Here is a 12,734-nt window from a genome sequence, read left to right on the forward strand (position 1 = left end):
AAAGGGAACACACCATGAGCCAGCAAGACCGCCAGAAGCACTGGCGCTTCGAGACCCTGTCCGTGCACGGCGGCTACTCGCCCGACCCGGTCACCCGCTCGGCCGCCGTGCCGCTGTACCAGACCGTGGCCTACGCCTTCGACAGCGCGCAGCACGGCGCCGACCTGTTCGACCTGAAGGTGCCCGGCAACATCTACACGCGGATCATGAATCCGACGCAGGACGTGCTGGAGCAGCGTGTCGCGGCGCTGGAGGGAGGCATCGCCGCGCTGGCGCTGGCCTCGGGCCAGGCGGCCGTCACCTACTCGATCCTGACGATCGCCGAAGCCGGCGACAACATCGTCTCGTCCACCGCGCTGTACGGCGGCACCTACAACCTGTTCGCCCACACGCTGCCGCAGTACGGCATCGCGACCCGCTTCGCCGACCACCGCGACCCGGCCTCGTTCGAGCCGCTGATCGACGCGCGCACCAAGGCCATCTTCGTCGAGTCGCTCGGCAACCCTGCCGGCAACGTGACCGACATCGCGGCCATCGCCGCCATCGCGCACCGCAACGGCATCCCGCTGATCGTCGACAACACGGTGCCCACGCCCTACCTGTCGCGCCCGATCGAGCACGGCGCCGACATCGTCGTGCACTCGCTCACCAAGTACCTCGGCGGCCACGGCACCAGCGTCGGCGGCGCCATCGTCGACTCCGGCCAGTTCCCCTGGGCGCAGCACAAGGAACGCTTCAAGCGCCTGAACGAGCCGGACGTCAGCTACCACGGTGTCGTCTACACCGAGGCGCTGGGCCCGGCTGCCTACATCGGCCGTGCGCGCGTGGTGCCGCTGCGCAATATCGGCGCGGCGATCTCGCCGTTCAACGCCTGGCAGATCCTGCAGGGCATCGAGACCCTGGCGCTGCGCCTGGACCGCATCAACGCCAACGCACAGGCGATCGCCGAACACCTGAGCCGGCACGCCAAGGTGGCCTGGGTCAACTACGCGGGCCTGGAGAGCCACCCGGACCACGCGCTGGCCCGCAAGTACCTGTCCGGCAAGGCCTCGGGCATCCTGACCTTCGGGCTGAAGACATCGCAGGGCAGCGGCCGCGAGGCCGGCGCGCGCTTCCTCGATGCGCTGCAGCTGTTCACCCGCCTCGTCAACATCGGCGACGCGAAATCGCTGGCCACGCATCCGGCCTCGACCACGCACCGGCAACTCTCGCCCGCCGAGCTGGACAAGGCTGGTGTCGGCGAGGACACGGTGCGGCTCTCGGTCGGCATCGAGCACATCGACGACCTGCTGGCCGACCTGGATCAGGCGCTGGGCAAGGCCTGACCCCTTCAGCGGCTCGCCTCAGCCGAGGCGGGCCGGCTTCCACACCGGCGAGTCGGCCACCACCACCTTGCGCGGCAGGACCTGCGCCTGCGTAAACGCGTCGGCGATGCGCTGCTGCTCGGCCAGCGCCTCGGCGTCGACCGGCTGCACGCGGTAGCTGCGGCGCTGGTTGGCGGCCTCCACCGTGGCGGCGTCCAGCCCGATCAGCGGCGCATGCCACTGCGCGGCCGGGCCGGGGTTCTTGCGCACCCATTCGCCGGCGCGCTGCAGCTCGCCGTAGACGGCGGTCAGCACATCCGGGCGGCGTGCCGCGTAGGGCGAGCCGGCGAGGTAGAAGCGCCGGTAAGCCGAGAGGCCTGCGCCATCGGTCAGGATGCGCGCGCCGGCCTGGCGCTGCACCGCGGCGAGGAAGGGATCCCAGACCACCCAGGCGGCGACGCTGCCGTTCTCGAACGCGGCGCGGCCATCGGCCGGGCTCAGGTAGGCCGGCTCGACGTCGCGGATCGACAGGCCCTCGCGCGCCAGCGCCTCCAGCAGCAGGAAGTGCGCGCCGGCGCCCTTGGCGAAAGCCACGCGCTTGCCCTTCAACTGCGCCACCGAGGTGATCGGTGAATCCTTGCGCACGACGATGGCCTGCGCGGTCGGCGACGGCGCCTCCAGCGCGTAGTAGGTGAGGCTGGCGCCGGCGGCCAGCGCGAACGGCGGCACGGCGTCGGCCACGTCGGCGCTGAGGTCGATCGCGCCGACGTTCAGCGCCTCCAGCAGCGGCAGGCCCGAGGTGAACTCGTGCCAGGACACGGCCACGCCCAGCGGCGCCAGCGTGCGCTCCAGCTCGCCACGCGACTTCAAGAGGATCGTCAGCGTGGACGACTTCTGGTAGCCGATGCGCAGCTTCTCGGGATCGGCGGCGCGGGCCAAGCCCGTGGTGGTGGCAGCAGCAAAGGTGGCGCCGGCCAGCAGCAGGCGGCGGCGGAACGGATTCGTCATCGGGGGCTTTCGATCAGGGTTGCAAGACGTGGAAGCGGTGCGTGCCGTCGCGGGCCAGTTGCGCGACCAGGCCGTACTCCCAGTCGAGATAGGCCTGCATGGTCTCGGCGCTGGCGGCGGTGCCTTCGTAGGGACGCTGGTAGCGGCGCGTGGCGCGGCGGCGCTGGGCCGGCGCCCAGGCGCCGGTCTCGCTGAAATCGGCGGACTCAGCCTCGGCCAGCCAGCCGACCTCCCAGCCCATCTGCGCCAGCCAGTGCGCGGTGATCGGCGCGCGCACGCCGTCGTGGCGCGGGCCGCCGTCGACCAGCGCAATGCGGGCGCCGCGCACGGCGGCGAAGGCGTCGGTCTCCTGCACCAGCTGCCCGCCCGGCGCATGGCCGAAGCCCGGCAGATGGCCAGCCGCGTATTCGGCGGCATCGCGCACGTCCCAGCGGTACAGCGTCCGAGTACCGTCGGCCTGCCAGCGGGCCAGCTCGGCGGCCGTCAGCTCGACGGCACCGGCGCGGCGCGCCAGCGTGCGGGCCGCCTGCTGCGCCTGCGCGAGGCCTTCGCGCTGTTCGGCATCGAAGCGCTGCTCCAGCCCGCGCGCCAGCGGCAGGCCGGCCAGGGTCCAGCCGATCGTGCCGTTGCGCAGCGCGGCCACCGGGTTGGGCAGACCGCCGTTGATCAAGGTCTGCGCGCCGATCAGGCTGCGCGTGCGGCCGGCGCAGTTGACGACGATGCGGGTTCGCGGGTCCGGTGCCAGCGCGCGGGCGCGCAGCAGCAGCTCGCCACCGGGCACGCTGATGCCGCCGGGGATCGCCATCGTGCGGTATTCGTCGAAGCGGCGTGCATCGAGTACCACCAGGTCGGCGCCGGCGGACTGCAGCGCCCAGAGTGATTCGGCCGGCAGCGAGGGCGTGCCGCGCTCGTGCTCGACCAGCTCGCCGAAGGCCTTGCTGGGCGAGTTCACATCGGCGAACAGTTCGCCGCCGCCGGCCGTCCAGCCGGCGATGCCGCCGTCCAGCAGGGCCAGCTCCACGTGGCCCAGTGCACGCAGCGGGCCGAGCATCGCGGCGGCCGGGCCGTCGTCGCGGCCATCGTCGTCCAGCAGCACGATGGGCACTCCACGGCGCGGCAGCCGCCAGGGTGCTTCGTCGGCCAGGTCGGCCAGCTCCAGCTGCGCGGCGAACAGCGGGTGGCCCTGGGCATGGGCGTGCTCGTCGCGGACGTCGAGCAGCGCGATCTCGCGGCCATCGCGCCAAAGCTGGCGCACGGCGGCGCCGTCGATGCGGGGCAGGCCCGCCACAAGGGATGCGGTCATCCCGCCATGCTGGCAGCGGCGGCGCCGCGCGGGAACGAAGCAGAGCGAATAAGGAGCTGCGGATGTCTTCTTTAGACCCGGCCTCAGGCCGCCCGCGCCGCGCTCGGCGCGTGGCCGATGATCCGCTTGAACGCGCGGCTGAACGAGGCTTCGGATTCGTAGCCGAGCCGGTCCGCGGCCACGGCGATGCGCATGCCGTCCTGCGCGATCCAGCGGCGCGCCTGGAACATCTTGACCTTGGCCACGTAGCGCGCCGGGCTCTCGCCCATCGTGCGGGTGAAGGCATCGGCGAAGGTCGAGCGGGACACGCCCATCACGTCCGCCAGCTCCGGCACGGTCCAGTCGCGCTCGGGGTCCGCATGGACGGCGGCCACCACCTTGCCGATCTTCGGGCAGCGCACCGCGGCGACCCAGCCCGCCGTGCTGCCGCAGCTGCCCTCCACCCAGGCGCGGATGATGCTCGCCGCCAGCGCGTCGGCCAGCCGCGCGAGGATGCCGCAGGCGCCGACCCGGTCGAGCGCCACCTCGCGCTCCATCGCGTCGAGCAGGGTCGGCACCGTGGCATCCTTGGCCGCCAGCTCGCGGGCCAGCATCAGCTCCGGCATCATCGAGATCAGCGGATGCAGCGGGTCGAGGTTGAAGCGCAGCGCGCCGCAGAACATCACGTCCGCCGGCACGCCCGAGGGCTCGGCCGACGGACCGCCGACGAGGTAGATGTTGTCGGCCACGGCGACTCTCGACAGCGAGTCGATCTCGACCGGCGGCACGTCCGGCGCGCTGGCCAGCACGTGCAGGCTGCCGCGCGGCAGCAGCACCGCATCGCCGGCGTGCAACTGCAGCCAGTCGGTCGTCGGCGAGCGCAGCCAGGCGCCACCGCTGCCGACGAAATGGAAGCGCGCCGAGCGCTGCGCCGGAAAGGCCACCGCCCACGGCGCCTGCATCACGCAGCGGCCGTACTCGACGCCGTCGAGCCGCAGGTCCAAGAGGATCCGCGTCAGCAGATCGGGCCCCTCACCGCTGCGCAAACGTTCGGACGAAAAGTCAAGCATCTCAGCTTCTCCGGCATTCAAACGCCGAGATCCTAGCCCTAGCATCCCGGCTCCTGTCATCGAAGGGATATGCCCGTGCTGTCTTCAAGCTCCTGCGCCGACTGCCCCGCCGGCATCGCAATCACGGCCTCGGCCGCCATGCCGACCCGTTGGCCCGCCGTCGCCTCGCTGACGCTGGGCGTGTTCGGCCTCGTGATGGCCGAATTCCTGCCGGCCAGTCTGCTGACGGCGATGTCCACCGATCTCGGCGTCAGCGACGGCGCGGCCGGCCAGGCCGTCACGGCGACGGCCCTGGTGGGCGCGATTGCCGCGCCCTCGCTGCCGCTACTGACGCGCCGGCTCGACCGGCGCCTGGTGATGCTGGCGCTGAGCCTGCTGCTGGTGCTGTCCAACGTGATGGCCGCCACCGCGGCAAGCCTGCCGGCGCTGCTGACGGCGCGCGTGCTGCTGGGCATCGCGCTGGGCGGCTTCTGGTCGATGTCGGCGGCGCTGGCGATGCGGCTGGTGCCGGAGGCGCTGTTCGCGCGGGCGATGTCGCTGATCCTCTCGGGCGTGTCGGTCGCCACCGTGTGCGCCGCGCCGCTGGGCGCCTGGATGGGCGAGGTATGGGGCTGGCGCAGCGCCTTCATCGCGGCCGGTGCGGTGAGCATCGTCGGCTGCCTGGTGCAGTTCGCCACCCTGCCGGCCCTGCCGCCGCAGGGCGAGCCGAACCTGCGCGTGCTGGGCGAACTGCTGCGCCGGCCGCCGGTGCGCGTCGCGCTGCTGGCCGTGCTGCTGCTGATCTCGGGGCATTTCGCCGGCTTCACATACATCCGCCCGCTGATGGAGCACGTGGCGCACCTGTCGCCGGGCGCCGTGTCGGGCGTGCTGCTGGGCTACGGCATCGGCGGCTTCTTCGGCAACTTCATCGCCGGCTGGCTCGCCGGTCGCAGCGAGCGCCTCGCGATCGCCTCCGGCGGCGCACTGATCGCTGCGCTGGCGGCCTGCCTGCTGGCGGCCGGCCAGTGGCCCGTGGTCACGATGGTGGCCGTGCCGCTGTGGGGCATGGCCTTCGGCGCCTTCCCGGTCGGTTTCCAGACCTGGATCGTGCGCGCCGCGCCCGACCAGGCCGAAGGCGCCGGCGGCCTCCTCGTCGCCGGCTTCCAGATCGCCATCGCCAGCGGCGCCGTCGGCGGCGGGCTGATGGTGGACCGCATCGGCGCACTGGGCGGCCCGGCGTTTGCGCTGGTGGCGATGACGCTGGGGACGCTGCTGACCTTGCGGCATGGGCCGCGGCCGCTGCCGGCGAAGGCCGAAGCATGACTGTCGCTCAGTTGGGATGCCTCACAGACGCATGCCAAACCAGATGACGGTCTCCGTTGATGCAGCAACGACGGGTGTAAGCACGCGGGCCCAGATGCAGCTTGCTTGCGCGTGGACGATCGCGCGGTCATGGTGCTGCTGCTCTTCGATCACGATGGACCTGATGGCATCGACCGCGGCCTCGTCAACGCCACGAAGCTCGTGAAGCTGACGCTCCAGATGGCGAAGCACGACCCGCTCGACTGCGACAGTTGTCGCGGCGATTGCACCGCGCCCGAAGAGCGCAGTGAGAACCCCGAGCACGAAGCCGCCGACGCCGCACAGGTGGTAGCTACGGCAGCGCCGAACACCGCGCCGCTGAAGCTCCGCCTGAAAGATGGAACGGTGCCTGCGTTCGTGCGATTGGAACTCTGCAAGCTCTTCCAAAAGGCCAGGGGCAGTCAGCCGGGCGACCAGAAGCTGGCCGGCATAGATATTCACCGCGCCGTGCTCGCCCGCATGGTTGACCTTGAGGACCCGCTCGGCGAGGCCTTTTGCGGTACGGAGTGGCTCGTTGACCAGCATGACTCAACTCTGAGCTAAACCGCTCGCCGGTAATGCATAGCGACCGCGCCGCAGCGCAACGGCTTCGCCGAGAGCAACTCAAGTCGCCGCGTGCCGGGCAGCCCAATCGCGTACAGGGTCGGGCCGTGACCCGCGATCCTGGGGTGGACGAGCAGCTGGTATTCGTCGATCAGATCCAGCCGGTCCAGTTCGGCCGCGAGCTTGCCGCTACCGAGGAGCACGCCGGCCGGAGTCTCGTCCTTGAGCTTCTGCACACCCGAGCGCAGGTCTCCAGCGATGTGGTGACTGTTGGTCCACGGGAAGTCCTTCCGCGTCAAAGACACCACGTACTTCGGCTTGGCCTCCAGCTTGATCGCCCAGTCGTGCATGGCCGGCGCGGCCTCCACGTCGCCGCGTGCGACCGCCGGCCAGTAGCTCTCCATCATCTCGTAGGTGACGCGTCCCCACAGCATCGCGCCATGCTCATCCATCAGGCGAGTGAAGAAGGCATGCGTCTCGTCGTCGGCGATCCCCTCCTGGTGGTCAATGCAGCCATCAAGAGTGAGATTGATGCTGAAGGTCAGCAGTCCCATGGTGGTTGTGCTCCGTTCAAGATATGCGGCGAGCCGCTTGTCGACTGGTTCGAAGAGTACAAACCTAGTTCGCGACCTGCTCACCCGGTGCCGCACAACGTTCGATATATGAGCGGCGACTAGAAGCGCGCGAAGCACGCCAGAAGCCGTCTTCTCGATAGCAGGGTTAGCCAGCGGGTTACGCTTGTGCAAGCTCTGCGAGTAGCTTTGTCTGCTCTCCGCGAACTTCAGTGAGGTTGTGTTCCATCGCAGAGACGCAGTCCATGTACTCTTTGAAAGCGCCAGTGCCATGATCCAGCGCCGCGTTGGCATTCCACGCTGCTGTCTTGAATCGATCACGCATCGTGATCAGAGCCTTCACCGCCGTCGGTGATGGCATGTCGAGTGGAGAAATTTGAAGAAACGCTTGGTAGAACTCTTCCATGAGCTCCTTCGTGCTGTTCTCGTCAAACCACTTCTGCGGCTCTGACCCGCGTAGCGCCCTTAGCGTGTCGTCGAAATCCTCAAGCGCCGCGGCGATCAATGCAGTCAATGTTTCGTAGCGACGCCTCCGCTCGGCGCGAGTATTACCCTCTTGGAGCGTTGTCGCGTCTCGAAATTGCCTGGATGAGATCAAGAATGCAGCTATGACCGCAGCGATGCTGCCTATGGCCTGCACCCATGCAGCTACGTCTGTCGATGTCATTCTGCCTCCTTACAGTTTCCCGCGAAGCGGGGCGGTGCGTTTGTAATGCCCAACGACTACGTTTAATCGCCCAACTCGGCGTCGCTGTAACGAGGGGTTGGGCATCTGGTGGCGTACCACTTTGCGCATTCAGGTCTGTACAAGAATTCTTTGACCACATGTTAGGTGCCTGCTTCTACCCCAGCGATTTGAATCCGCCAGTGAGAAGCGGACGTGGCACAGCGGGCACTTAACCCAGCCTGGAATGTATTGCTCAGCTGAACGGAGATCGAGATCTTTGGCTGGCCAATCAATTTCTCGCTTCAGCCAAGCGATGCGACTCTTTGCTTCCTGCATTGCGGTTGCACCGGAGCCGAACCTTGAGTGTCTACTACCGGCTTCCTTCCACGGGGGAGTATCTAGGCTGCCGGCGTTCTTGAACCCTGCATACCCGTAGGTTCCATCTTCTCCGCGAAAAACCAGCACCCGATGGAGACCATCAACGCTGGCTATTTTGTGACCAACATTCATTCGAGATACCTAACGATTGCATTCAGCCGCGCCGTTAGGCGTCGGCTGCAACTGCGGGTTAGCTCTCTTTCGACTTGTTGACACGTTCAATTGCCTCATCAACTATTGGCGGCAACTTCTTATCTAACGCCTGACTGACAGCTCTTTCTTGAGCGATGAAAAGCTTCGGCGCGAGATACCCAGCCAAAACAGACAATGCCAATACTTTGGCCGAATTTGCCGCACCAGGATTTATCGCCCCAACAAAATAGAGTGCAACGAGCATCCCGACCGCCACACCCACCGTGACTCGCCCCCAGATCCAATACCACCGCTTTTGATTAAAGACTGAAAACCACGATGCCAAAGAAAACACGGATTTTTCGATCCGATTAACGACACCTCGTTCTTCGTTTAGCTTTGGCATCTGCGAGAAATCGTTTTCAACCATAAACATGTGAACAAACGATCCCAGTACGGCAGCGGCTGGGCACAGCATAAGCATCGCGATGTCCAATTTTGAGAACCCGAGCGTAATAAGCGCTTCGCCAATTTCTAACAAGTCGATCTAAGAGGTTGTACTTGAGAGGGCGAACGTACTATGACGAGACAGCCCCGTCCGTGTATGGAGGCGCGACGTCCGCTTATCAAGGCAGGACTCCCTCGGCCGAGGGCCGCGCCGGTCTTGGATTTTCGCTATGTCACGTGTCTCTACATGGCGATATCAAGGCCGCCAAAAGCGGCGCCGTCAGTTTGACAGCCTGACCGGCTTTCCGGCCTCGTGGTTGACCCGGTGGACAACCATGGTCCAGAGACATACCGATACCGGCACCATCTATCGTCATCTACCGAGATGGCAGATGCGAACGTCGAGGCGCATCTCCACCGGCTCCTGAATGCGTGTGGCGCAACGCCCACGGCCCGCATCCACGCGCGCCATTCACGCCCCTGACGTCGGCCGCCCCGCCATCCCCCAAGTAAGCACCCCACCCCTCCCCAACCGCCAACTCCATCACACAACCCCCGCAAACCCCGTCGCGTGTAGGCAATCCACCGCCATCACCTAGCCGACATTGCTGCACCGCTATCGATCGATATTTGCCGGTGCCGGGCGGAAGCCCGAATTCCTATTCTTCCCATCGTCGCCCGTCGTCTGACGACAGGCATCGATCAACCAGGGGGAATAGCGAATGAACAAGCTCTCGATCACGGTCGCCGTCGGCTGGATGCTGGCCTTGATGTTCGGCATCACCGGCGCGTTTGCCGCCACCAGCGCGCAGCCCGAAGTGCGGTTGCAGGCCTGGCAGGTTCGCAGCGTGACCGAAGGCGGCGCCACCCGCGAGACGCTGCAGCCGCTGCAGCAGCAGATCCGCCCGGGTGACGTCATCGAGTACGAGGCCCGCTACGTCAACGGTACGGCCAAGGCGCTGACCAAGGTGCAGCTGACCCTGCCGGTGCCCGAGGGTGGCGTGAGCTACCTGCCCGGCGCGCTGAGCACCACGCCGGTGGACAGCGCCAGCCTCGACGGCAAGCACTTCGAGCCGCTGCCGCTGCGTCGCGAGGTGCGTCTGCCGGACGGCCGCCGCGAGATGCAGGAGGTGCCCGCCTCCGAGTACCGCTTCCTGCGCTGGAACCTCGGCACCCTGCCCGCCGGCAGCGAACGCGCCGTGCGCGCCCGCATGCAGCTGGCGCCGGTCGCCGGCCGCTCCTGATTCCCCGCCCCGCCCGCCCCGCCTCCGTGGAACGCATCACCATGAACGCCCTGCTCCAACGTCTCGACTCCGGCTGGTCCACCTTCCTGGTCCCCGTGCTGGTCGGCTTCGTCGTCGCGATGACCGCGATGTCCGTGAACGCCGCGGCGCCCGCCGGCACCGTCATCGGCAACCAGGCCGCCGCCACCTACTCCGACGGCTCGTCCGTCGTGCGCACCGTCACTTCCAACACCGTCGTCACGACGGTCCAGCAGGTCGCGAGCCTCAGCGTCGCGGCCAACGGCGCCAAGACGATCTCGATCGGCGGCCAGGTCTACTACCCGCACACCTTGGTCAACACCGGCAACGGCACCGACAGCTTCGCGCTGACGAGCAGCAACACCGGCGGCTTCAGCTTCGCCGCCGCGGTGTTCTACGCCGACGCGAACGGTGACGGCGTGCCCGACAACGCGGTGCCCATCACCACGACCGGCCAGCTCGCCGCCGGCCAGAGCTTCCGCTTCGTCGTCGCCGGCATCGTGCCCGCCACCGCCGTCGCCGGTGCCAGCAACACGCTGACGGCCACCGCCACCAGCGGCTTCGCGCCGGCCACCACCGGCAGCGTCACCGACACGACGACGATCACCTCGCAGGCCGTCCTCAACGTCACGCAGGTGCTGGACGTGGCCGCCGGCCCCTCGCCGTCCACCGCCAACCGCACGATCACGATCACCTACACGAACACCGGCAACACCACGGCCACCAACCTGACCCTCACCGAGCTGGTGCCGGCCGGCATGACGTACATCGCCAACAGCGCGCGCTGGAGCGGTTCGGGCGCCACCGTGCTGAGCGATGCCGATGCCACCGACAACCAGGGCGGCATCGTCTTTGATGAGAACGTCAGCGCGGCCAACCGCGTCACCGCGGTGATCGCCTCGATCCCGCCAGGCGGCAGCGGCACACTGAGCTACAAGGTCTCGGTCAACAGCGGCCTGCCCGCCGGCGCCAACGCCGCCACGGCCGCCACCGCCAGCTTCAGCTACAACGACGGCGCCGCCGCCGTGCCCGCCAGCAACACGAACACCGTGCAGTACACGGTGCTGGCCGGCGCGCAGGTCGGCATGACCGGCGCGACGGTCACCACCGTGCCGCAGGGCGGCGTGGTGAACTTCACCAACACCGTCACCAACGCCGGCAACGCCACCGACAGCTTCGACCTCAGCACGCTCGGCTCGACCTTCCCGGCCGGCACGACCTTCCAGTTCTTCCAGGCCGACGGCGTGACCCCGATCGTCGACCGCAACGGCAACGGCGTGCCCGACACCGGCCCCATCGCCGCCGGCGCCTCGCTGAACATCGTCGTGCGCGCCATCCTGCCTCCGGGCGCCACCGGCGGCCCCTACACGGTGACGGCCAAGGCCACCTCCAGCACCGACGCGACGAAGTCGGCCAGCGCCCTCAACACGCTGGGCACGATCTCCGCCAACACGGTCGACCTGACCAACAACGGCGCCGGCGCCGCCGCCCCGGGCTACGGCCCGGGCCCGGAAGCCCTGCCGGTGACGACGACGCCGGTGGCCGCCGGCGGCACGACGCGCATCACCCTGGTCCTCGCCAACGGCAGCGGCGTGGCCGACACCTTCGCGCTGCGCGCCAGCACCGATTCGAGCTTCGCGACCACCACTCTGCCCGCCGGCTGGAGCGTCGTCTTCCACGATGCCAACGGCGCCGTGCTGGACAACAGCGGCCTCATCAACAGCGGCGCCAACAAGACGGTGTATGCCGACGTGACCGTGCCGGCCAACGTCAGCGCCGGCACCACGCAGCTGTACTTCCGCGCGCAGTCGGCCACCACCAACGCCAGCGACACGCTGCACAACGCCGTCATCATCGGCACCGTGCGCAGCCTGACGATCTCGCCGAACCACACGGCGCAGCTGACGCCCGGCGGCACCACCGTCTACGTTCACACGCTGTACAACGCCGGCAACGTGACCGAGGCGGACGGCGCGATCGGCACCGCCACCGCGGCCACCGTCGATTCCTCCAGCGGCTTCACCTCGGTCGTCTACTGGGACAAGAACAATGACGGCGTGCTCGACGCCAGCGACCCGGTCGTCACCGACCTGTCGCAGCTCACCGGCGGCACCAACGGCGCCAACACCACCGCCGGCCTGGCCCCGGGCAAGAGCGCGCGGCTGTTCGTCAAGGTGACGGCCCCGGCCGCGGCCACCAGCGGCACGACCAACATCACCACGCTGAGCATCGCCACCGGCGGCATCGTCGGCGCGATGGCCGCGCCGGGCGCGGTGTCCGTCACCGACACCAGCACGGTCGTGGTCTCGCAGGTCACGCTGGTGAAGACGCAGGCGCTGGACGCCGGCTGCGACGGCACCGCCGACACGGCCTTCTCGCCGGTCGCGATCTCCAGCGGCGCAGCCCCCGGCGGCTGCCTGCGCTACGAGATCACGGCGACGAACGTCGGCCCGGTGGCGGTGACGAACCTGGTCGTCAGCGACTCGACGCCGGCCTACACGACCTACAGCGCCACGGTGCCGGCCTCGGCCACCGCCGGCACGGTCACCGCCCCGGCGCCGGGTGCGCGGGGCACGGTGCAGACGACCGTGACGACCCTGGCCCCGGGTGCCACCGTGGTGCTGCGCTTCGGCGTCCGCATCGATCCCTGAACCAGCGCCTCCCTCCGCCTCCACAGTCCTTCCCCCTGACGCGCGGCCCGCGGGCCGCGGCGGGCGGAGCCTTGCCC

General features: G+C 68.4%; 11 protein-coding genes. 4 read left to right on the plus strand and 7 right to left on the minus strand.

Annotated elements, in window-relative coordinates; translation table 11 throughout:
- The first annotated feature begins 14 nt into the window (after nucleotides 1–14).
- On the plus strand, nucleotides 15–1,325 hold the full coding sequence (locus SNE35_RS19570; RefSeq protein WP_320424667.1) for an O-acetylhomoserine aminocarboxypropyltransferase/cysteine synthase family protein: 1,311 nt from the start codon (nucleotides 15–17) through the stop codon (nucleotides 1,323–1,325).
- Between the two features lie 18 nt (nucleotides 1,326–1,343).
- Here the strand turns inward: SNE35_RS19570 and SNE35_RS19575 are convergent, their stop codons facing one another.
- The 3 genes from SNE35_RS19575 to SNE35_RS19585 form a co-directional block, all read right to left on the minus strand.
- The gene (locus SNE35_RS19575) at nucleotides 1,344–2,312 is read right to left on the minus strand and encodes an aliphatic sulfonate ABC transporter substrate-binding protein (RefSeq protein ID WP_320424668.1); all 969 of its coding nucleotides are present in this window, start codon (nucleotides 2,310–2,312) and stop codon (nucleotides 1,344–1,346) included.
- Between the two features lie 13 nt (nucleotides 2,313–2,325).
- Nucleotides 2,326–3,615 carry a rhodanese-like domain-containing protein gene (locus SNE35_RS19580; RefSeq protein WP_320424669.1) on the minus strand — a complete coding sequence of 430 codons (1,290 nt, stop codon included), beginning with the start codon at nucleotides 3,613–3,615 and terminating at the stop codon, nucleotides 2,326–2,328.
- An 83-nt stretch (nucleotides 3,616–3,698) separates the two neighbouring features.
- Nucleotides 3,699–4,664 carry an AraC family transcriptional regulator gene (locus tag SNE35_RS19585; RefSeq protein ID WP_320424670.1) on the minus strand — a complete coding sequence of 322 codons (966 nt, stop codon included), beginning with the start codon at nucleotides 4,662–4,664 and terminating at the stop codon, nucleotides 3,699–3,701.
- A 138-nt stretch (nucleotides 4,665–4,802) separates the two neighbouring features.
- Between SNE35_RS19585 and SNE35_RS19590 the strand changes: the two genes are divergently transcribed.
- Nucleotides 4,803–5,966: an MFS transporter gene (locus SNE35_RS19590; RefSeq protein WP_320424861.1), complete on the plus strand. Its 1,164-nt coding sequence runs from the start codon at nucleotides 4,803–4,805 to the stop codon at nucleotides 5,964–5,966.
- Nucleotides 5,967–5,987: 21 nt separating this feature from the next.
- On the opposite strand, the gene SNE35_RS19595 is transcribed toward SNE35_RS19590, so the two are convergent.
- From SNE35_RS19595 to SNE35_RS19610, 4 genes are all read right to left on the minus strand, one after another.
- Nucleotides 5,988–6,530 (minus strand): demethoxyubiquinone hydroxylase family protein, encoded by a 543-nt coding sequence (locus tag SNE35_RS19595; protein WP_320424671.1) that lies wholly within the window; start codon nucleotides 6,528–6,530, stop codon nucleotides 5,988–5,990.
- A gap of 14 nt (nucleotides 6,531–6,544) precedes the next feature.
- Nucleotides 6,545–7,102, minus strand: coding sequence for a dihydrofolate reductase family protein (locus SNE35_RS19600; protein WP_320424672.1), 558 nt, complete (start codon nucleotides 7,100–7,102; stop codon nucleotides 6,545–6,547).
- A 178-nt stretch (nucleotides 7,103–7,280) separates the two neighbouring features.
- A complete protein-coding gene (locus SNE35_RS19605) occupies nucleotides 7,281–7,787 on the minus strand; it encodes a hypothetical protein (RefSeq protein WP_320424673.1) in 507 nt (168 codons plus the stop codon).
- 568 nt (nucleotides 7,788–8,355) lie between these two features.
- Complete coding sequence (locus SNE35_RS19610; RefSeq protein ID WP_320424675.1) at nucleotides 8,356–8,781, minus strand: hypothetical protein; 426 nt, start codon at nucleotides 8,779–8,781, stop codon at nucleotides 8,356–8,358.
- Nucleotides 8,782–9,466: 685 nt separating this feature from the next.
- Between SNE35_RS19610 and SNE35_RS19615 the strand changes: the two genes are divergently transcribed.
- Together SNE35_RS19615 and SNE35_RS19620 are read left to right on the plus strand one after the other, a co-directional pair.
- Complete coding sequence (locus SNE35_RS19615) at nucleotides 9,467–9,988, plus strand: hypothetical protein (protein WP_320424676.1); 522 nt, start codon at nucleotides 9,467–9,469, stop codon at nucleotides 9,986–9,988.
- 41 nt (nucleotides 9,989–10,029) lie between these two features.
- The gene (locus tag SNE35_RS19620; RefSeq protein ID WP_320424677.1) at nucleotides 10,030–12,657 is read left to right on the plus strand and encodes a beta strand repeat-containing protein; all 2,628 of its coding nucleotides are present in this window, start codon (nucleotides 10,030–10,032) and stop codon (nucleotides 12,655–12,657) included.
- Nucleotides 12,658–12,734: the final 77 nt, after the last annotated feature.

The organism is Roseateles agri, from assembly GCF_034043675.1.
Classification (GTDB): Bacteria; Pseudomonadota; Gammaproteobacteria; order Burkholderiales; family Burkholderiaceae_C; genus KK5.